Here is an 18836-nt window from a genome sequence, read left to right as displayed (position 1 = left end):
TCCTATTTAATAAAAGAATAATTGTCACCGCTCTCGGCATTGTGCTTATATAAGACGCTTTTTTTATTCCATAAACCCCGCAGGCCTAATAAGTGGGGAGTGGTATGACCTATTCCTTTCAGGACGAAAGAATTATGACAAACAATACCTCGCAGCCGCTGGGGTTGCACCGGATTAAATTCCATGGGAAAGGTGGTGAGTACTTCGCTATTTGGTTAGTCAACGCGTTATTGACCGCTCTGACCCTGGGCATCTATTCCGCCTGGGCGACGGTGCGTCGTCGTCGCTATTTTTACGGCAACACGGAATTGGACGGCGATCGTTTCGATTATCATGCGCAGCCGCTGCAAATTCTGAAAGGACGGCTGTTGGTGATCGGCGGCATCATCGTATTTTATTTCCTGCTGGCGGTGACGCCATTGCTGGGGCTGTTGGCGCTGCTGGTATTGCTTGCCCTGTTGCCGTGGATTGTTATCCGCAGCTGGCGCTACAATGCGATTATGTCGAGCTATCGCGGCGTGCGCTTTAATTATGTCTGCCGCACCGGGCGCGCCTATTGGGCTTTGCTGTTCTGCCCGTTATTGCTGATTATCGGACTGTATGTCGGTCTGATCGTCTTGCTCGGCATTGGCAGCGGTCTTGGCAGCATCAACGCCATCGCATTTATGCTGGTGCTGACGCTGATTTTGGCCGTGCCGGCATTTGCGGCGGTAAACGGCATTATTAGCGCACTGCAGCATGATTTGTACGTTAATAACCTGTTTTTCGGGAACACGCCGTTTATTGCCGAACTGAAGAAATCGGCCTTTATCAAATTTGCCTTGATCGGCCTGCTCATATTCCTGCCGTTCATGTTGGTCGCGCTGGTGTGCATCGGTTCGTTCTTCTTTACCCTCTATCAGATGGTATTGATGGGCATGTTGACCAATGAAGCCATCGATGTGCTGGTGCTGGACAATATCAGCAGCCTTCTGCTGATGATGGTGGTGCTGCTGATCGGTGCCCTGGTGGCCAGCAGCTACCAGGTTGTCGCCCAACGCAACTACCTGTTTAACCAGGCAAGGCTGAACGGCGACATCAAGCTGCATTCCTCAATGAAAACGCTGCCGTACATGGGATTGTTGATCACCAATACCCTGATTACCCTGTTCTCGCTCGGTTTGGCGGCGCCGGTGGCGGAAGTGCGTCATGCCCGTTATCTGGCGGCGTGCACGGCGGTTGAAGGCGATCTGGCGCTGCTGGACATTACGGCGCATCAGGAAACCGCCAACAGCGCGGTGGCCGAAGAAGCGGTGCAGGCGCTGGATCTGGGCGGCAGCTTCTGAGGCGCCGATGATCCTTGAAGGCGCTTATCAGTTGCCGGGACGGGCCGCACGTGAGGCGGCTCGTCTGCTGGTGAACGAAAGCGGCGAAGGCGTGACGTTGCAGCGGCAGGATGAACAGCGTTACATCCCGCTGACGGACATCACCGTTTCTGCCGCGCTGGGCAATATTCCGCTGACGCTCACCTTCAAGGGCGGCGGGCGCTTTGTGCCCGACGACGATGCGGCCTTTCGCCGCTGGTTCTATCAGCGCCGTTCGCCGGGGTGGGTGCATCGCCTGGAACGCCATAAACGCGGCGTCGCCCTGGCGCTGCTGATGACGCTGTTGGCGGTAGTGGCTTACGTTTACGTGGTGCTGCCGTGGGCGAGCAGCGAGATCGCCATGCGCATCCCCACCTCGGTGGAACAGAAGCTGGGCGAACATACGCAGACGTTCTTGGAGCAGAGTGGCTTCGCGCCCTCGGCACTGCCGGCCGAGCGGCAACGGGCGCTGCAGCAGCTGTTCCGGCAGGTGATGCCGGCCGACATGCGCCAAGAGCGCACGCCGCTCTCGCTGAAGTTGATGGCGGCGCCCGGTGCGCCGAACGCCTTTATGTTGCCGGACGGCACGCTGGTGCTCAGCGATAGCCTGGTCACCTTGTCGAAAAACGACGATGGCTTGGCGGCGGTGATGCTGCACGAAATGGGGCATCACGCTTATCGCCATCCGATGCGCATGTTGGTGCGCTCGTCACTGGTGGCATTGACGCTGATGTGGATGACGGGTGACGTCAGCGGCATCGGCGACACGTTGCTGCAGTCCGCATCCTTCGTAAATGAGATGCAGTTTTCTCGCGGGATGGAGCGTGAGGCGGATGCGTTTGCGATAGCGGAAATGCAGCGCCAGGGGCGTTCGCTGGCGGAAATGGCGGCGATCTACCGCGCGTTGGCACAGGCGCCTGAACGAGAAAAGACCGATGACTGGGCGCTGCCTGCCTGGCTCAGCACTCATCCGGCGATGCAGGAACGGCTGGATGCGGTGAATGAGGCGATGGCGCAGCAGAAATAAAAAAGCCCCCGGTGAAAACCGGGGGCTTTTTCGTGAACCGGCGAAATTACTTCGCTTTACCCTGGTTCGCCACGGCCGCCGCTTTTGCAGCGATCTCATCGGCGTTACCCAGGTAGTAACGTTTGGTTGGCTTGAAGTTCTCGTCGAACTCATACACCAACGGCACGCCGGTTGGGATGTTCAGCTCGAGGATTTCGTCTTCGCTCAGGTTATCCAGGTATTTCACCAACGCGCGCAGCGAGTTGCCGTGCGCCGCAACGATCACGCGTTCGCCGCTCTTGATGCGTGGCAGGATTTCTTCGTCCCAGTAAGGGATAACGCGATCGATGGTCAGCGCCAGGCTTTCGGTCAGCGGCAGCTCTTGCTCGCTCAGCGAAGCGTAGCGCGGATCGTGGCCAGGGTAACGTTCGTCTTCTTTGGTCAGCTCCGGCGGGGTCACCGCGAAGCCGCGACGCCATTGTTTCACCTGCTCGTCGCCGTATTTTTCAGCGGTTTCCGCTTTGTTCAGACCCTGCAGCGCGCCGTAGTGACGTTCGTTCAGCTTCCAGGATTTTTCGGTTGGCAACCAGGCCTGATCCAGCTCGTCGAGGATGTTCCACAGGGTGTGGATCGCGCGCTTCAGTACGGAGGTGTAAGCGAAGTCGAAAGTGAAACCTTCTTCTTTCAACAGCTTGCCTGCTGCTTTCGCTTCGGTGCGGCCCTTGTCGGACAGATCAACATCATACCAACCGGTGAAGCGGTTTTCTTGGTTCCACTGGCTTTCGCCGTGACGCACCAGAACCAGCTTAGTTACAGCCATAGCTTAACTCCTTAATAATCTGACATTTCAATGATAACGAAAATCATTATATTGCCGCGGGCCGGGGCTCGGCAATCGATAGTGTCTAACCATAGCCAATTTCTTGCCGCAAAGTAAGGGCTGGAGAAAGGAAAAAGCTGAATCGTTCAGGCTGGGGCGGAAGGGGGAGAAACGGCGCGTCGGAATCGCTTCGGACGCGCCGTGGCAGAGGGAAAATCAGGCCGATTTTTTCAGGCAGTTGCTCATGAAGGTTTTACGCGCGTCGCCCTTCAGATCCTTGGTCTTGGCGTCGGCGTTGCAGCTTTTCATCTTCTGCTGCTGCGGCGTCAGGGTTTTGCCCGTTGCAGCGGCGCCTTCGGATTTCAGACAGGTGCTCATAAAGGTGGAGCGGTCCGCGCCTTTCAGCGACTTGGTGGATGCCTGCTGGTTGCAATCGGTCATGCGTTTCTGTTGGGCCGCCTGCGCCGGCGAAGGCGTTTTCGTCGCCGTCGTCGCGTCGGCCGCCATCAGATTGGTGCTCAGCATTAAGCCCGCCAGCAATGGAAGTGCAGTAATCAGACGCATAGGTGTTCCTTCAGCTATTGATTGGCCGCCATCGGCCGAAAATTGTGACGTTGCACAAGGCGTTGTGCTTATCACGGTAGCCTGAGTGTAGTGCGCGCTTTGGAATAAGGGAAGGTGGGCGCCGGCGGGGGGATAGGGCTAAAAGGTAAGCATTTATAACAAATCGCCCCCGGCCGCACGGCGAGGGGCATGGCGGGTTAGATAGGATAAAACTGATAATGCGTGGCGCTGCGGTAGCGGCTCCCCGGCTGCAGCCAGCAATCCGGCTGCGGCCACTCGGGATGGTGCGGGCTGTCCGGCAAAAACTCGCTTTCCAGCGCCACGCCGGCATGGTTGGCATAGCTGCCGCCCTCGCGCGCCGGCGTGCCGGCCAGAAAATTGCCGCTGTAGAGTTGCAGCGCAGGCGCGTCGGTGAACACGCTCATTTGCACCTGCCCGTCGGCGGACCATAAATGGGCCGCCGGGCTTTCCAGCGCGCCGCAGATGCGGTGCAACAGAAAGGCGTGATCGTAGCCGTTGACCCGCTGTTGGTCGCGATCGCGCAGGAAATCCTGCAGCAGCGTTTTCGGTTGACGAAAATCCATGCCGCTGCCGTCCACCGGCGTCAGCTCGGCGCAGGGAATGCCCTCGGCGTCGACGGGCAGATAGCGATCGGCGAACAGCTGCAGCCGTTGGGCGCGGGCGTCGGTGCCGGGGCCGTCCAGATTGAAATAGGCGTGGTTGGTCAGGTTGACCGGGCTGGGGCGATCGACCTGCGCCAGATAGCTGATTTCCAGACGATTATCGGGGGTCAGGCGGTAGCAAACCTGCACGTCGAGATTGCCGGGGAAGCCCTGATCGCCATCCGCTGAATGCAGCGCATAGCAGACCTGGTGCGCATCCTGCTGTACCCGGCGCCAGCGGCGGGTATGAAAACCGTCGGGGCCGCCGTGCAACTGGTGCGCGCCCTGATTGGCGAGCAGCGCATGGGATTTACCGTCGATGGGCAGGCTGGCATTGGCGATGCGGTTGGCGTAACGGCCAACGGTGGCGCCCAGATAGGCGCCCTGACGTTGATAGTCCGCGGCGCTGCGGCAGCCGAGCAGCAGCTCGCGTTTTTCGCCGGATGTGAGCGGTAATACCGCGGACAACCAGGTGGCGCCCCAGTCCATCAGGGTGACGGTCATGCCGCCGGCGTTTTGCAGCCGCGTCAGCTGGTAAGGCTGCCCATCGGGCGCCGCTTCCGTGCTCACCGTCAGCATGTGCCGGCCCCCTGCGAAGCCTGGCAGACGTAAAACGTTTCCCGCAATCCGCCGGTTTGCAGCGGATACTCGTGCGCCACGGCGGCGCGCACCGTTTCCACGAGGTCCTGTGGCATCAGCGCGACGATGCAGCCGCCAAAGCCGCCTCCGGTCATGCGCACGCCGCCGCGCGGGCCGAGGAACGCTTTGACAATCTCGACCAACCGATCGATTGGCGGCACGGTGATTTCGAAGTCGTCACGCATCGAGGCGTGGGACTCCGCCATCAGCCGGCCCATGCGTTGCAGATCGCCGGCCGCCAGCGCATCGGCCGCCGCCAGCGTGCGGGCATTCTCGCTGATGACATGGCGCGCGCGTTTGGCCACCAACGGATCCAACTCATGTTGACGCGCTGCAAACTGTTCGGGGCTGACGTCGCGCAGCGCCTTGACGCCGAAGAAACGCGCCGCTTCTTCGCACTGTTTGCGGCGGGTGTTGTATTCGCTGTCCACCAGCCCGCGTTGCACATTGGAGTTGATGATCACCACCGCCACGCTGTCCGGCATCGGCACCGCGCGGGTCTCCAGCGAGCGGCAGTCGATCAGCAGAGCGCTGTCGCGCCGGCCGAGCGCGGAGATCAGCTGGTCCATGATGCCGCAGTTGCAACCGACGAATTGGTTCTCCGCCTCCTGGCCGTTCAGCGCCAGCGCCACGCCGTCCAGCGGCAGCTGATAGAGCGCCTGCAGCGCCTGGCCCACCGCCACTTCCAGCGCGGCGGAGGAGCTGAGCCCCGCGCCCTGCGGCACATTGCCGGCGATCACCAGATCCGCGCCGCCGAAATCGGCGTTACGGCGCTGAAGGTGCTTCACCACGCCGCGGACATAGTCGGACCAGCGCTGGTCGGGATGGCTGACGATCGGATCGTCGAGCGAGAATTGATCCTGCTGATTCTGATAATCGGCGGCCAGCACGCGGATCTGACGGTCGTCGCGCTTGGCGCAGGCGATAACGGTTTGGTAATCAATGGCGCAGGGCAGCACGAAGCCGTCATTGTAATCGGTATGCTCGCCGATCAGGTTCACCCGCCCCGGCGCCTGGATGGTCAACGCCGGCGCATAGCCGAAGTGTTCGGTAAACAGGGAATGGGTAAGCGGTTTCAGGCTCATGCTTGGGCTCCGGCTTCACGGTAATGAATATCGCTGACGGCGCGCAGACGCTCTGCGGCCTGTTCGGCGGTCAGGTCACGCTGGGTTTCCGCCAGCATCTCGTAACCGACCATAAATTTGCGCACGCTGGCTGAACGCAGCAGCGGCGGATAGAAATGGGCGTGCAGCTGCCAGTGCCGGTTGTCGGCGCCATTGAACGGCGCGCCGTGCCATCCCATCGAATAGGGGAACGAGCACTGGAACAGGTTGTCGTAGCGGCTGGTCAGCTTCTTCAGCGCCAGCGCCAGATCGCGGCTTTGCGCCGCGCTGAGATCGGTGATGCGCTGCGCCGCCGTTTTCGGCAGCAGCAGCGTTTCAAACGGCCAGGCGGCCCAGTAGGGCACCACCGCCAGCCAGTGTTCGGTGTTCACCACGATGCGTTCGCCTGCGGCCAGCTCGCGCTGCGCATAGTCCAGCAGCAGCGGGGAGGCATGTTCCCGGAAATAGTCGTGTTGCAGGCGATCTTCGCGTTCGGCCTCGTTCGGCAGAAAACTGTTGGCCCAGACCTGCCCGTGCGGGTGCGGGTTGGAGCAGCCCATCGCCGCGCCTTTGTTTTCGAACAGTTGCACCCAGGGGTAGTGCTTGCCCAGCTCCTCGGTTTGCGCCTGCCAGGCGGCGACCACCTGCTCCAGCGCCGGCAGCGTCAGTTCGGGCAGGGTCTTGCTGTGATCGGGAGAGAAACAGATAACCCGGCTGACGCCGCGCGCGCTCTGGCTGCGCATCAGCGGATCGTGGCTGTCGGGCGCCGGCGGCGTATCGCTCATCAGCGCGGCGAAATCGTTGGTAAAGACATAGGTGCCGCGATATTCCGGATTGCGATCGCCGGTGACGCGCGCATTGCCCGGGCACAGGAAACAGTCGGGATCGTGCGCCGGCAGCGTTGCCGTGGGGACGCTCTCCTGTTGGCCCTGCCAGGGGCGCTTGGCGCGGTGCGGTGAGACCAGCACCCACTGGCCGCTCAGCGGGTTAAAGCGGCGGTGCGGATGGTCGATAGGGTTAAATTCCGTCATACGGTTCCTTCTTGGCGTCGACGAGGGTGTAATCGCTTCCAATTACCGTCTTGATACGCCCATTGCTGAACAGGGAGTGGTCAATGCGCAAAAAGATAGCATGGCTACAGCGATAAAAAGGTGATCCAACGCGAAAAATGGAATCGTTTACACTTCAGTGAGAAGCGCCGGACAGGCGGCGTAAAGCAGCATGCAAAGCGGTTGATGGCGGGGCGGTGAGGCGCTTGTGATAGCGTTTTCATCCAGCCACCGGCAGAGAAGCGCTCTCTGCCGGCGTCAGACGTTAGGGATGCTGATACAGCGGGTAGGTGAAGAACAGCAGATGGGTCAGGTTCAGTCCGAAATGGAACAGAATCGGCACCCACAGACGGCCGCTCCACATCCACGCCAGGCCGTAGATCACCCCGGCGAGGGTCGCGAAGATCACCATCAGCGTACCGCCCGCCAGATGCGCGGCGCCGAACACCAGGGAGGCGACAATCAGCGCCGGCCAGGCTCCCAGCCACTGGCTGAGGCGCTGCTGCAGGTAGCCGCGAAACAGCGCTTCTTCGGCCATGCAGACGAAAAACAGGTTCGCCATGACGAAGGGCAGGATCCAGGCGGGCGCATGCAGCTCGATTTTTAAGCCGCCCAGCGCCACCGCCAGCAGCAACAGCGCCGGCACGGCCAGCAGCAGCGCAATCCAGCCCGCCTTGCCGCCGTTGCCGCCGCGTTCGGCGGAAAACAATGTGGGCAAGCAGGCGAACAGCAGGAACGGCACCATCGCCTTGTCGAAGTTGTAATACATGGTGAACGGCGCGCTGAGCGGGCCGGCCTTTTCGCCGTCGATCATCAGCTGGTTGTGGATGCCAGGCACCAGATGCAAGAACAGCGCCACGCAGCCGGCGATCACCAACCCTTCGAGCGCGATCGCCAGATTACGCTGCGCGCGAAAATAATGACGTAGACCCGCCAGCGCCACGATGGCCAACAGGCAACCCAGGCTGAGTGGCGTCAGCACTCCATGATAAAGCCCCATGCCCGCCGAGGCGGCCAGGATCACCCAGGCTATCAGCCGGTTAAACGGCAAGAAAAATAACGAAGCAGCCAGTACGCCCCACATAATATGTCCCTTTAAAATATGTACACGGCGCTCAGCGCCTTTGCGGCGTGCGATGATGGCGAGATTGAGCGCTAAAGCGGATAGTAGCACACCAGAATGACGCTAAAGGTCGGGGCAGTGATGCATTCGTGCATTATGCCGGCTGACACAACCGGCGGCGAAGCGGGTTAGCCTCTCATCCAGGCCTGCGAACGGGTGATTTCGGCCAGATTTTGCAGGGTATCCAGACTCTGCTGGTGGATCTCCTGCGTAGGGGCTGCGCACAGATCGTGCAATACGGTCACCTGAAAGCCGGCGTCGTGCGCCTGACGCGCGGTGCTTTCGATGGCGAGCGGCGTGCTGATGCCCGCCAGCAGCAAATGGTGGCACCGATGTTGCCGCAGCCAGGCTAACAAATTGTTACCGGAGAAGGCGCTAACCGCCGTTTTTTCAAACTGCAGATCGGTCTCTTCCTGGTGCAGTTCGGGCACCCAGCGGCATCCCGGGCCGTTTAGCCGCAGCGCGCCGATCTGCTTGAGATGGTTGAACAGCGGCGAGTGAGGCGGGATGTCATGATAATCGTCGGCGAATCCCACCCGCACCCAAATTACCGGGATTTTTCGCACCCGCGCGTAGGCCGCGGCGGCATTGACGTTGGCGAGCAGGTGGGTCGCCGCAACCTGTTCACGGCAGTGGTTGGCGCGGCCTTTGGGCCCGATAAGATCCTCGATCAGGTCGATGATAATCAACGCAGCGGACATGGCGTCTCCAGAAAATGGCCTTCTTTCTTTCTATGATAAAAGGCCAAATGTGATGTGCTGCGGTGAAGTGTTGCCGGATATGTTTACGCCGCGTTTCAGACGGAGGTCGCCTCCAGCCGCTGGTGTTGATAGCCGTAGCCGCCCTCGCTGTCGGGCACGAAGCTGAGGCGGTGGGTGATGCACTGCGGCGCATCTTCGGCATGGTGCGAAACGAACAGCAACTGCGTGGCGCCCTGGCCGATCAGCACGTCGATGAAGCGGCGCACCAGCTGGCGATTGAGCGGATCCAACCCTTGCAGCGGCTCGTCGAGGATCAGCAGCGCCGGGTGCTTCACCAGCGCGCGGGCGATCAGCGCCAACCGCTGTTGGCCCCAGGAAAGGCTGTGGAACGGGGCGTCACCGCGCGCGCCGTCGAGCCCGAGCAGCGCCAGCCACTGCTCGGTCAGCTGCCGCTGGCGATCCGAGACCGCCTGATAAATGCCGATCGAATCGAAGAACCCCGACAGCACCACGTTGCGCACGCTGGTGTTGACGCGATAATCCAGATGCAGGCTGCTGCTGACGTAGCCGATATGGCGTTTGATTTCCCAGATGGTTTCCCCGCTGCCGCGGCGGCGGCCGAACAGCGTCAGATCGTTGCTGTAGCCCTGCGGGTGATCGCCGGTGATCAAACTGAGCAGGGTGGATTTGCCGGCGCCGTTTGGGCCGACGATCTGCCAGTGTTCACCAGGGTTAACCTGCCAGTCGAGATGATTGAGGATCGGCCGATCGTTATAACTGACCACGCCGTCACGCAGGACGATCAGCGGACGATCCGCCGGCAGGGCCTCTTTTTGCGTCGGATCCTCCGTTTCCGGCAGCGCCAGCCCGCTGAGATTTTCGCTGTGCGCCAGCTGCGCCACCAGCGCGTCCGCCATCACCTGGCTGCGCGGCCCGCGGTTGGTCAGGGTGCAGTCCGCCAGCACGCCCACCTGCCGGACAAAATCCGGTATTTCGTCGAAACGGTTGAGCACCAGCACCACGGTCTGTCCCTGGGCGGAAAGCTCGCTCAGCAGCGCGGCGAGCTGCGCGCGCGAGTGCACGTCCAGCCCGTCGAAAGGTTCATCGAGGATCAGCAGGTCGGGTTGTGGCATCAGCGCGCGGCACAGCAGGGTTTTACGCGTTTCGCCGGTAGACAGGTATTTGAAGCGGCGCGTCAGCAGGGCGGTAATGCCGAATTGCGCGGCCAGTCGCTCACAGCGCGCGGCGTCTTTCACCTCTTCCTGAATGATCTCCGCCGCGGTACGGCCGGTGTCGTCTTCGTCCGCGCTGAGCAGATCGGTATTGTTGCGTTGCCACTCGTCGCTGACCATCTTTTGCAACTGTTCGAAGGAGATGCGCACCGTATGCTGAAAGTCGTTGCGGCGTTCGCCGCGCAGCAGAACCAGTTCGTCGGCCAGCGCGCGCGCCAGGGCGGATTTTCCGCTGCCGTTGGCGCCGACGAAGGCCCAGCTTTCACCGGCTTGGATCGCCAGCGCTTCCAGCGTCAGGGTGCGGGTATCGCTCAAGCGGAATGAACCTTGCGAAATGTGCAACGACGACATCACCTGTTCCTTTTTTTGCAATTATTTGCCTTAGAAATAGGCGCATTGCAGGGTGATGTCAATCAACAAAAACGCAACATCACGTTGCGCTTAACACAACGTGGCGACAATCACCCGATCGGCGTTGAACAGGGCGTGTACGGCGTCGCCGACGCTCAGCTGCAGGCGCTGCAGCTCCGCCGTCGTCAGGGTGGCGCACAGGGTTTCGCCGCCCGCCAGCGTCACCAGCACCTCGCTGTGTTCGGCGCCCGGCTGAATGCCGGCCACCACGCCCGCCAGCGCATTATCCGCGTCGGCGTTATCGGCCGCATCGACGCTCAGACGCACCCAGGGCGCCTTGATCAGCGCCAGCACCTCTTTGCCGGGCGTCAGCTGCAGCCGATCGGCGCTTTGCTGGGTAATGGCCGCCGTCAGGCGAGTGCTGCCGTCGTTCAGCAGGATCGCCAGATGCTGCTGTACCTGCTGGTGGTCGCGTTCGATCACGGTGCCGAAAAACTGATTGCGTGCGCTGGTTTGCAGCGAGAAGCGCGAGATGGCCGCCAGCAGGCTGTCGAGCGGCAGATCGTCCTGCTGCAACACGTCGAAAGCTTTTCGCTGCACCTGGCCCAGCAGGTCATACAGCTGGATCAACCGCTGGCCATAGTGCGTCAGCTGTGCGCCGCCGCCGCCTTTACCGCCGGTGGCGCGTTCCACCACCGTTTGTTCCGCCAGCTGGTTCATCTCATTGATGGCGTCCCAGGCGCTTTTGTAGCTGATGCCCGCCAGTTTGGCGCCCTGGCTGATGGAGCCGGTGTGCTGCACCTGTTTCAGCAGCGCGATGCGGCGCGGATCGGCGAACAGCTTTTGCTGGAGTTTGAGAGTCAGAAGAATTTCGGCCTGCATAGCGCATCCTGTCGGCGGCAAAAATCTTATTGTCGCCGATTTGGCGGCAAAGCGCCAAAGGGCACGTTTGGCCGATCACAATTTCGCCTCGCTGGCTAAAATAACTCCGGTTTTAGCGATTTTTTGGGTTAGAATAACCTGATATGCGGTGAAAGGCATTTGCCGCTCAATGGGCAGTTAAGCGAGGCTATCATGTTGGAATTATTGAAAAGTCTGTTATTCGCCGTGGTGATGGTGCCGGTGGTCATGGCGCTCATTCTCGGCTTGATCTACGGTTTTGGCGAAGTGTTCAACGTCTTCTCCAAAGTGGGCCGCTCGAAAGAAAACCGCACCCAGCACTGACCGTTCCCCATCCCGATACCCGTCGGCATCGCCCGGCGGGCATTCCTCAAGTTATCTCACGCTTTGCCGATAAACCGCATGACAAGCTTTCGCGCAACGTTATATTATTTTTTATATAACGAAGAGTGATAATGCACGTTAACTTGCGGAGAAAAACAATGAAACAGCAATGGACCCAATGGGTTGGCGGGATCGTGTTGGCATCGGGCCTGGTGACTCAGGCCTCGGCGGCGGAAAAGATCACCGTGTTCGCCGCCGCGTCGCTGACCAACGCGCTGCAGGACATCGCCACCCAGTATCAAAAAGGCAAGGACGTGCAGGTGGTTTCCTCCTTCGCGTCGTCCTCGACGCTGGCGCGCCAAATTGAGCAGGGCGCCCCGGCCGATCTGTTTATCTCCGCCGATCAACAGTGGATGGATTACGCCATCGACAAGCAGCAGATGGTGAAAGACACCCGCTATACGCTGCTGGGCAACGAACTGGTGCTGATCGCCGCCAAGAACGATAAACAAGACAAGATCGCCATCGACAAGCAGACCGATTGGGCCAAACTGCTGAACGGCGGTCGTCTGGCGGTGGGCGATCCGGATCACGTGCCGGCCGGCATCTACGCCAAAGAGGCGCTGGAGCATCTGGGCGCCTGGCGCGCGCTGGAGCCTAAACTGGCGCGCGCCAACAATGTGCGCAGCGCGATGGCGTTGGTGGAGCGCGGTGAAGCGCCGCTCGGCATCGTTTACGGTTCCGACGCGGTCGCCAGCGACAAGGTGAAAGTGGTGGGCGTGTTCCCGGAAGACAGTCACAAACCGGTTGAATATCCGATGGCGATTGTGAAAGATCGTCAAAATCCGACGGTCAGCGCTTTCTATACCTATTTGAAGAGCCCGGAAGCGGCCGCTATTTTCGAACATTATGGATTCACCCCGCGTAAATGATTCTGAGCGAGTACGAGTGGCAGGCGGTTGAGCTGAGCCTGAAAGTTTCCGGTTTGGCGGTAGTCTGCAGCCTGCCGTTCGGCATTCTGATGGCCTGGGTGCTGGTGCGCTGCCGTTTTCCCGGCAAGGCGCTGCTCGATGGCGTCATTCACCTGCCGCTGGTGCTGCCGCCGGTGGTGGTCGGTTATTTGCTGCTGATCGCCATGGGGCGGCGCGGCGTCATCGGCGAGCGGCTGTACGATTGGTTCGGCTTCAGCTTCAGCTTTAGCTGGCGCGGCGCCGCGCTGGCGTCGGCGGTGGTGGCGTTTCCGCTGATGGTGCGCGCCATTCGGCTGGCGCTGGAGGCGGTGGATACCCGGCTGGAACAGGCGGCGCGCACGCTGGGCGCCAATCCGTGGCGGGTATTTTTCACCATCACGCTGCCGCTGTCGCTGCCCGGCGTCATTGTCGGCGTGGTGCTGGCCTTCGCCCGTTCGCTGGGGGAGTTTGGCGCCACCATCACCTTCGTCTCCAACATTCCCGGGGAAACCCGCACCATTCCGCTGGCGATGTATACGCTGATTGAAACGCCGGGGGCGGAGGCCGCCGCCGCGCGTCTGTGCGTGATCGCCATCGTGCTGTCGCTGGCTTCGCTGATGGTGTCCGAATGGCTGGCCCGCTGGGGCCGCAAACGGATGGGGGTGTAAATGCTGGAGCTGGATTTCTCGCAGCAGCTGGGCGACCTCAATCTCAACGTCCGCGCCGATTTGCCGGCGCAGGGCATCACCGCGATTTTCGGCCTGTCCGGCGCAGGCAAAACTTCCTTGATCAACGCCATCGGCGGCCTGACCCGCCTGCAGCAGGGGCGCATCGCGCTTAATGGCCGCACGCTGGTGGATACCGCCGCGGGCCTCTGCCTGCCGCCGGAAAAGCGCCGTATCGGCTATGTGTTTCAGGATGCGCGCCTGTTCCCGCACTATCGGGTGCGCGGCAACCTGCAGTACGGCATGGCGGCCGGCATGCGTACGCAGTTCAACACCATCGTCGAGCTGCTGGGCATCGGGCCGCTGCTTAATCGGTTGCCCCTGACGCTCTCCGGCGGTGAAAAACAGCGGGTGGCGATCGGCCGCGCGCTGCTGACCGCGCCGGAACTGCTGCTGATGGACGAACCGCTGGCCTCGCTCGATCTGCCGCGCAAACGCGAGCTGCTACCGTATCTGGAGCGGCTGGCGCAGGACGTGAACATCCCCATCCTCTATGTCAGCCACAGCCTGGACGAGATCCTGCGCCTGGCCGAGCAGGTGTTGGTGCTGGATCGCGGCGAGGTGCGCGCGTTCGGCGGGCTGGAAGCCGTCTGGGCCAGCAGCGCGCTGCGGCCGTGGCTGCAACGTGAAGATCAGAGCAGCGTGCTGCGCGTCAGCGTGATTGAGCATCATCAACGTTATGCCATGACCGCGCTGGCGCTCGGCGATCAGCGGCTGTGGGTCAGCGGCATCGATGCCGAGTTGGGCACTCAGCTGCGCATTCGCATCAATGCCGCCGACGTCTCGCTGGTGCTGCAGCCGCCGGTCAACAGCAGCATTCGCAACGTCTTGCCGGCCAAGGTCAGCGAGTGTCTGGACGTGGACGGGCAGGTGGAAGTGAAGCTGGCGGTCGGGGAACACGTGCTGTGGGCGCGCATCACGCCCTGGGCGCGAGACGAACTGGCGATCCGCCCCGGGCAGTGGCTGTACGCGCAGGTGAAAAGCGTGTCGATCAGCCGCGAGAGCCGTTAAGGCGGGCCCTCCCGGCGGGAGGGCGAAAAGACTACAGCACGCGGGTGCGGATCACCTCGGCGATGCCCGGCTGCAGGTTATCGGCGATCACCAGATCGGCGCGTTCCTTGATCGCGTCATCGGCGTTGCCCATCGCCACGCCCAAACCGACCGCTTCCAGCATGCTGATGTCGTTGTAGTTGTCGCCGAACGCCACCACCTGATCCATGCTCAGCCCCTGCGACTCCACCCATTGGCGCAGGCGTTTGCCTTTGCTGTTGCCGCCTTTGGCGATATCCACCTGATCGTGCCAGGACCATTCGCACGCCAACCCCAGCTCTTTTTCCACCGTGTCGGCAAACTCGCGCAGCGCCGGAATATCGGCGTGCGAGGTGGCGAATTTCCAGATCGCCTGCGCGTCGTCGGCCGCCTGCGCCAGGCTGCCGACCTGCAGCAGCGTCGGGCGCTGCGCCGCAGGCAGGGTTTCGGCCCAGGCCAGCGAGCGAGTCACGTGGCCGCTCGGTTCCTGATACAGCATGGCGTCGTCAACGTACATCAGCCCGTGAATGTCGGTCTGTTTGAGCATCTGCAGCACCTGTTTGGCCTGCTCCTTCGCCAAGGGATCGGCGGCCAGCACCTTTTTCTGCTGAAAATCATACAGGTAGGTGCCGTTGCAACAGATGGCCGGCGTGTCAATCTGCAGCGCCTGGTAGAACGGATGGATGGCGACGTGATGGCGGCCGGTGACCACCACCACCTGGACGCCGGCGGCGCGCGCCTGCGCCAGCGCTTCCAGCGACTGCGGTAAGATGCGTTTTTGATTGTCCAGCAGGGTGCCGTCAAGATCGAGGGCGATGACGCGGTAGCTCATAGGGTTCTCGTTATCGTTAGCCATAAAATTAATCCGATGTTACACCGGATAGCCAATGGAGAAAACCGCGTGAGCTTCCGGTGCTAAGCAGGGTTGCCATGCGACGGATGTGCGGTAAGCTAGGGACAATCGAACGGCCTGAAACCGGTTCCTCTTTTACCCTTTGCAAGGAGAACACATGAAGCAAATCGTTTATGTCGCCAGCCCGGAGAGCCAGCAGATCCACGTCTGGCAGTTGGACGACGCCGGCGCGCTGACGCTGCTGCAAACCGTTGACGTGCCGGGCCAGGTGCAGCCGATGACCCTTCATCCGGACAAGACTCACCTGTACGTCGGCGTGCGTCCGGCGTTCGGCATCGTCAGCTACCGCATCGAGGCGGACGGCACGCTGCAGCAGGCCGGCATGGCGCCGCTGCCGGGCAGCCCGACCCATATCTCCACCGATTTGCAGGGGCGTTACCTGTTCTCCGCTTCCTACAGCGGCAACTGCGCCAGCATCAGCCCGATCGGCCACGACGGCGTGGTCACGGCGCCGATCCAACAGATCGACGGCCTGAGCGCGCCGCACTCCGCCAACATCGATCCGACCAACCAGCTGGTGCTGGTACCGTGTCTGAAAGAAGACCGCATCCGTCTGTTCAACCTGAGCCTGGCGGGCCAGCTGACGCCGCACGCGCAGGACGCGGTGGATATCGCCGCCGGCGCCGGTCCGCGCCATATGGCGTTCCACCACAACGACAAGTTCGCTTATTGCGTCAACGAGCTGAACGGCACGGTGGACGTACTGGCCATTTCGGAAAACGGCGGCAAATACACCGTGACGCAAACGCTGGATATCATGCCGGACGATTTCGACGGCACCCGCTGGGCGGCGGACATTCATATCACGCCGAACGGCCGCTTCCTGTACACCAGCGATCGCACCGCCAGCATTCTGACCCTCTTCAGCGTCTCCGAAGACGGCGGCACGTTGAGCGTGGTCGGCTATTATCCGACCGAAGCGCAACCGCGCGGTTTCAATATCGATCACAGCGGCCGCTTCGTGATTTCGTCCGGCCAGAAGTCCGATCACATCGCGGTGCATGAAATTGATCAGGCCAGCGGTCAGCTGACTATGTTGGCGCGTTATCCGGTGGGCAAAGGCCCGATGTGGGTAAGCGTGCTGGCGAAGTAATTCGGCGGGCAGAGCAGAAAAGCGCGGTTCGGTTGAGCCGCGCTTTTTTATGGGCGGAGATCAATCAGTTGAACATCACCGTCAGCGTGGCGCTGCCGAGGCTGTGGAAATGCACGTTAAAGCCCACCAACGCGCCGCTGGAACCTTCATCCACCTCAATGCTTTCCACGTCCAGCGCATGCACGGTGAACTGATAGCGGTGGCGTTCGCCATTCGGCGGCGCGGCGCCGCCGTAACCGGCCGAGCCGAAGTCGGTACGGGTTTGCAGCGCGGCGCTCGGCAGCGGCGCTTTGCCGGAGCCTGCGCCCTGCGGCAGCTCGCGCACGTCGGCCGGAATATTGGCCACCACCCAGTGCCACCAGCCGGAGCCGGTCGGGGCATCGGGATCGTACAGGGTGACGACGAAGCTTTTGGTGCCGGCGGGCACGCCGTCCCAGGCCAGGTGCGGCGACAGGTTATCGCCGCGGTAGCCCATGCCGTTGAAGACCTGCGTCTGCGGCATTGTGCCGCCGTCCTGCAGATCGTTGCTGTACAAACGAAAAGCCATAATGACTCCCAGTTGTCGATAAACGCGGACCCTTAAGCTAGATCTTTTCGGTGGAACAATACAACCCCTTGCGCCAGCGGCGGACGGTTGATCTCGACGGTGACATGCACCAGTTCGGGATGCGCGGCCAACAGTTGGCGCACCCGATCGGCGGTGAGGGTGCGATCGGCGCTGCTCAGGGCGAGGACGCAATGATATTTTCCTTTGCCGATGCGGCCTACATGCAAATCGGTCAGCGTGAGCGCGTGGCCGGAAGCGGCCAGGGCCTGGCGGATCTCTTGCGCCACCGGGGCGTCCATTTCGGCATCCAGCAAAATCTTTCCGCTATCGCGCATCAGGCTATAGGCCCAGGCGGCCACCATCGCCGCGCCGACGATGCCCATCAGCGGATCGAGCCAGGCGGCACCCCAAAGCTTGCCGCCGAACAGCGCGACGAGCGCCAGCACCGAGGTGGCGGCGTCGGCGAGCACGTGAACATAGGCGGAACGCAGGTTGAGGTCATGATGAGTGTCGTCGTGGTCATCCCCGTGATGATGATGGTGGCCGCCGCCGCGCAACAGCCAGGCGCAGAGTAGGTTGACGGCCAGCCCGATCGCGCCGATGGCGATGGCTTCGTTGTAATGAATCGGGCTGGGATTCAGCAGCCGCTGCCCAGACTGAAACAGCATCAGCGCCGCCACCAGCACCAACAACACCGCGCTGGTGTAACCGGCCAGCACCTCGATCTTCCAGGTGCCGAGGCTAAAGCGGCGATCCTTGGCCAGCCGGCGTGCGGCGCCGTAAGCCAGCACCGACAGGCCCAGGGCCAGCGCGTGCGAACTCATGTGCCAGCCGTCGGCCAGCAATGCCATCGAGTTAAACAGCCAGCCGCCGGCGATCTCGATAGCCATCATACTGGCGGTGAGTATCACCGCCCATCTGGTGTTTCTTTCGGCCAATGGGTTACCATCGTCAAAAACGTGGCTGTGCTCGCGGTGCAAAACGGGCGCGTGAGACGTCATGGTGAAGTTCCTCAGCAAAAGATAGTGTGCTGAAATATACTATACCCCAGTATAGTAAATAACAATCAGGCGGAAATGATGAGCCATACCCACAGAGATCAAAAGAAGCTATTGGCGCGGGTGCGCCGCATTAAAGGGCAGGCCGAAGCGCTGGAGCGCGCGCTGGAGAGCGGCGGCGAATGTTCGGCTGTTCTGCAGCAGATCGCGGCGGTGCGCGGCGCGGTCAACGGTCTGATGGCGCAGGTGCTGGAAGGGCATGTGCGCGAACATCTGGCTGCCGCGGACGCTACGCCGCAGCAGCGCGAGCAGGACATCGAGCAATTGATGACCGTTTTACGTTCTTATATGAAGTAATCATGATTTCACTGAAAAAACGCACGCCGTGGTTCGGCTGGCTGCGCCGTTGGGCCAAAGGCATCAAGCGCGATATCTACGCGCTGTGGCTGGCCGCCCGTGATAAGCGCACCCCGTGGTACGCCAAGCTGATCGCGCTGCTGGTCGCCGGCTATGCGATCTCACCAATCGATCTGATCCCGGATTTTATTCCGGTGCTGGGCTATCTGGACGATGTGATCATCGTGCCGTTGGGCATCATGCTGGCGGTGCGCCTGATCCCCAAACCGCTGATGGCCGAGCTGCGCGAGAAGGCGCAAAAGCGCGTCGATAATCCCACCGGCCGCATGGCGGCGGCGATGATCATTTTACTGTGGCTGCTGTGTTTGGGATTGCTGGCCCGCTATCTGGACCAGCATTGGTAAGGC

General features: G+C 61.4%; 21 protein-coding genes. 9 read left to right on the top strand and 12 right to left on the bottom strand.

What is annotated here, in order from left to right; genetic code table 11:
* Positions 1-134: 134 nt before the first annotated feature.
* Complete coding sequence (locus ACJ8PE_RS07795; protein ID WP_033642207.1) at positions 135-1325, top strand: YjgN family protein; 1191 nt, start codon at positions 135-137, stop codon at positions 1323-1325.
* 7 nt (positions 1326-1332) lie between these two features.
* Positions 1333-2370, top strand: a complete 1038-nt coding sequence (locus ACJ8PE_RS07790) for a M48 family metallopeptidase (RefSeq protein ID WP_033652342.1) — start codon at positions 1333-1335, stop codon at positions 2368-2370.
* A 46-nt stretch (positions 2371-2416) separates the two neighbouring features.
* Here the strand turns inward: ACJ8PE_RS07790 and gpmA are convergent, their stop codons facing one another.
* The 9 genes from gpmA to modE form a co-directional block, all read right to left on the bottom strand.
* On the bottom strand, positions 2417-3169 hold the full coding sequence (gpmA, locus tag ACJ8PE_RS07785; protein ID WP_016928714.1) for a 2,3-diphosphoglycerate-dependent phosphoglycerate mutase: 753 nt from the start codon (positions 3167-3169) through the stop codon (positions 2417-2419).
* A 216-nt stretch (positions 3170-3385) separates the two neighbouring features.
* Positions 3386-3733: a PsiF family protein gene (locus ACJ8PE_RS07780; protein WP_033642211.1), complete on the bottom strand. Its 348-nt coding sequence runs from the start codon at positions 3731-3733 to the stop codon at positions 3386-3388.
* 197 nt (positions 3734-3930) lie between these two features.
* Positions 3931-4974: a galactose-1-epimerase gene (gene galM, locus ACJ8PE_RS07775; RefSeq protein ID WP_099785348.1), complete on the bottom strand. Its 1044-nt coding sequence runs from the start codon at positions 4972-4974 to the stop codon at positions 3931-3933.
* Complete coding sequence (gene galK / locus ACJ8PE_RS07770) at positions 4968-6119, bottom strand: galactokinase (protein WP_442536739.1); 1152 nt, start codon at positions 6117-6119, stop codon at positions 4968-4970. Before galK ends, galM begins: the two co-directional genes overlap by 7 nt.
* Positions 6116-7168 (bottom strand): galactose-1-phosphate uridylyltransferase, encoded by a 1053-nt coding sequence (gene galT, locus ACJ8PE_RS07765; RefSeq protein WP_197793598.1) that lies wholly within the window; start codon positions 7166-7168, stop codon positions 6116-6118. The genes galK and galT overlap by 4 nt, the downstream gene beginning before the upstream one ends.
* Before the next feature lie 283 nt (positions 7169-7451).
* Complete coding sequence (locus ACJ8PE_RS07760; protein ID WP_033652347.1) at positions 7452-8270, bottom strand: CPBP family intramembrane glutamic endopeptidase; 819 nt, start codon at positions 8268-8270, stop codon at positions 7452-7454.
* A gap of 167 nt (positions 8271-8437) precedes the next feature.
* A complete protein-coding gene (locus ACJ8PE_RS07755) occupies positions 8438-9010 on the bottom strand; it encodes a cysteine hydrolase family protein (protein ID WP_197793597.1) in 573 nt (190 codons plus the stop codon).
* Between the two features lie 95 nt (positions 9011-9105).
* On the bottom strand, positions 9106-10593 hold the full coding sequence (gene modF, locus ACJ8PE_RS07750; protein WP_197793596.1) for a molybdate ABC transporter ATP-binding protein ModF: 1488 nt from the start codon (positions 10591-10593) through the stop codon (positions 9106-9108).
* Between the two features lie 90 nt (positions 10594-10683).
* A complete protein-coding gene (modE, locus tag ACJ8PE_RS07745) occupies positions 10684-11475 on the bottom strand; it encodes a molybdenum-dependent transcriptional regulator (protein WP_197761508.1) in 792 nt (263 codons plus the stop codon).
* 192 nt (positions 11476-11667) lie between these two features.
* On the opposite strand from modE, the gene ACJ8PE_RS07740 reads away from it, so the two are divergent.
* From ACJ8PE_RS07740 to modC, 4 genes are all read left to right on the top strand, one after another.
* Positions 11668-11817 carry an AcrZ family multidrug efflux pump-associated protein gene (locus ACJ8PE_RS07740; RefSeq protein ID WP_004939813.1) on the top strand — a complete coding sequence of 50 codons (150 nt, stop codon included), beginning with the start codon at positions 11668-11670 and terminating at the stop codon, positions 11815-11817.
* A 158-nt stretch (positions 11818-11975) separates the two neighbouring features.
* Entirely contained in the window at positions 11976-12749 is a 774-nt protein-coding gene (gene modA / locus ACJ8PE_RS07735; protein WP_197793595.1) for a molybdate ABC transporter substrate-binding protein, read from the top strand.
* Entirely contained in the window at positions 12746-13435 is a 690-nt protein-coding gene (gene modB / locus ACJ8PE_RS07730; protein ID WP_033642225.1) for a molybdate ABC transporter permease subunit, read from the top strand. The genes modA and modB overlap by 4 nt, the downstream gene beginning before the upstream one ends.
* Positions 13436-14503: a molybdenum ABC transporter ATP-binding protein ModC gene (gene modC / locus ACJ8PE_RS07725; RefSeq protein WP_042783876.1), complete on the top strand. Its 1068-nt coding sequence runs from the start codon at positions 13436-13438 to the stop codon at positions 14501-14503.
* Positions 14504-14534: 31 nt separating this feature from the next.
* Here modC and ACJ8PE_RS07720 read toward each other — a convergent pair whose 3' ends face one another.
* Positions 14535-15353, bottom strand: coding sequence for a pyridoxal phosphatase (locus tag ACJ8PE_RS07720; protein WP_033652412.1), 819 nt, complete (start codon positions 15351-15353; stop codon positions 14535-14537).
* 178 nt (positions 15354-15531) lie between these two features.
* Here ACJ8PE_RS07720 and pgl point away from each other — a divergent pair, with 178 nt between their 5' ends.
* Positions 15532-16527: a 6-phosphogluconolactonase gene (gene pgl, locus ACJ8PE_RS07715; protein ID WP_033652352.1), complete on the top strand. Its 996-nt coding sequence runs from the start codon at positions 15532-15534 to the stop codon at positions 16525-16527.
* Positions 16528-16591: 64 nt separating this feature from the next.
* Here pgl and ACJ8PE_RS07710 read toward each other — a convergent pair whose 3' ends face one another.
* Both ACJ8PE_RS07710 and dmeF read right to left on the bottom strand, forming a co-directional pair.
* A complete protein-coding gene (locus ACJ8PE_RS07710; protein ID WP_042783877.1) occupies positions 16592-17074 on the bottom strand; it encodes a kinase inhibitor in 483 nt (160 codons plus the stop codon).
* A gap of 32 nt (positions 17075-17106) precedes the next feature.
* Positions 17107-18075 carry a CDF family Co(II)/Ni(II) efflux transporter DmeF gene (dmeF, locus tag ACJ8PE_RS07705; RefSeq protein ID WP_072022483.1) on the bottom strand — a complete coding sequence of 323 codons (969 nt, stop codon included), beginning with the start codon at positions 18073-18075 and terminating at the stop codon, positions 17107-17109.
* 78 nt (positions 18076-18153) lie between these two features.
* Here dmeF and ACJ8PE_RS07700 point away from each other — a divergent pair, with 78 nt between their 5' ends.
* Positions 18154-18429: a metal/formaldehyde-sensitive transcriptional repressor gene (locus ACJ8PE_RS07700; RefSeq protein WP_025301915.1), complete on the top strand. Its 276-nt coding sequence runs from the start codon at positions 18154-18156 to the stop codon at positions 18427-18429.
* Between the two features lie 2 nt (positions 18430-18431).
* Positions 18432-18833 (top strand): YkvA family protein, encoded by a 402-nt coding sequence (locus ACJ8PE_RS07695; protein WP_025301916.1) that lies wholly within the window; start codon positions 18432-18434, stop codon positions 18831-18833.
* Positions 18834-18836: the final 3 nt, after the last annotated feature.

The organism is Serratia sp. CY74737, assembly GCF_052166775.1.
Lineage (GTDB): Bacteria > Pseudomonadota > Gammaproteobacteria > Enterobacterales > Enterobacteriaceae > Serratia > Serratia ureilytica.
This window is presented reverse-complemented; position numbering and strand designations above follow the sequence as displayed.

Coding starts and splice junctions, on each gene's coding strand:
- ACJ8PE_RS07795 (WP_033642207.1), top strand. CDS start 135: ATGACAAACAATACCTCGCAGCCGCTGGGGTTGCACCGGATTAAATTC.
- ACJ8PE_RS07790 (WP_033652342.1), top strand. CDS start 1,333: ATGATCCTTGAAGGCGCTTATCAGTTGCCGGGACGGGCCGCACGTGAG.
- gpmA (WP_016928714.1), bottom strand. CDS start 3,169: ATGGCTGTAACTAAGCTGGTTCTGGTGCGTCACGGCGAAAGCCAGTGG.
- ACJ8PE_RS07780 (WP_033642211.1), bottom strand. CDS start 3,733: ATGCGTCTGATTACTGCACTTCCATTGCTGGCGGGCTTAATGCTGAGC.
- galM (WP_099785348.1), bottom strand. CDS start 4,974: ATGCTGACGGTGAGCACGGAAGCGGCGCCCGATGGGCAGCCTTACCAG.
- galK (WP_442536739.1), bottom strand. CDS start 6,119: ATGAGCCTGAAACCGCTTACCCATTCCCTGTTTACCGAACACTTCGGC.
- galT (WP_197793598.1), bottom strand. CDS start 7,168: ATGACGGAATTTAACCCTATCGACCATCCGCACCGCCGCTTTAACCCG.
- ACJ8PE_RS07760 (WP_033652347.1), bottom strand. CDS start 8,270: ATGTGGGGCGTACTGGCTGCTTCGTTATTTTTCTTGCCGTTTAACCGG.
- ACJ8PE_RS07755 (WP_197793597.1), bottom strand. CDS start 9,010: ATGTCCGCTGCGTTGATTATCATCGACCTGATCGAGGATCTTATCGGG.
- modF (WP_197793596.1), bottom strand. CDS start 10,593: ATGTCGTCGTTGCACATTTCGCAAGGTTCATTCCGCTTGAGCGATACC.
- modE (WP_197761508.1), bottom strand. CDS start 11,475: ATGCAGGCCGAAATTCTTCTGACTCTCAAACTCCAGCAAAAGCTGTTC.
- ACJ8PE_RS07740 (WP_004939813.1), top strand. CDS start 11,668: ATGTTGGAATTATTGAAAAGTCTGTTATTCGCCGTGGTGATGGTGCCG.
- modA (WP_197793595.1), top strand. CDS start 11,976: ATGAAACAGCAATGGACCCAATGGGTTGGCGGGATCGTGTTGGCATCG.
- modB (WP_033642225.1), top strand. CDS start 12,746: ATGATTCTGAGCGAGTACGAGTGGCAGGCGGTTGAGCTGAGCCTGAAA.
- modC (WP_042783876.1), top strand. CDS start 13,436: ATGCTGGAGCTGGATTTCTCGCAGCAGCTGGGCGACCTCAATCTCAAC.
- ACJ8PE_RS07720 (WP_033652412.1), bottom strand. CDS start 15,353: ATGAGCTACCGCGTCATCGCCCTCGATCTTGACGGCACCCTGCTGGAC.
- pgl (WP_033652352.1), top strand. CDS start 15,532: ATGAAGCAAATCGTTTATGTCGCCAGCCCGGAGAGCCAGCAGATCCAC.
- ACJ8PE_RS07710 (WP_042783877.1), bottom strand. CDS start 17,074: ATGGCTTTTCGTTTGTACAGCAACGATCTGCAGGACGGCGGCACAATG.
- dmeF (WP_072022483.1), bottom strand. CDS start 18,075: ATGACGTCTCACGCGCCCGTTTTGCACCGCGAGCACAGCCACGTTTTT.
- ACJ8PE_RS07700 (WP_025301915.1), top strand. CDS start 18,154: ATGAGCCATACCCACAGAGATCAAAAGAAGCTATTGGCGCGGGTGCGC.
- ACJ8PE_RS07695 (WP_025301916.1), top strand. CDS start 18,432: ATGATTTCACTGAAAAAACGCACGCCGTGGTTCGGCTGGCTGCGCCGT.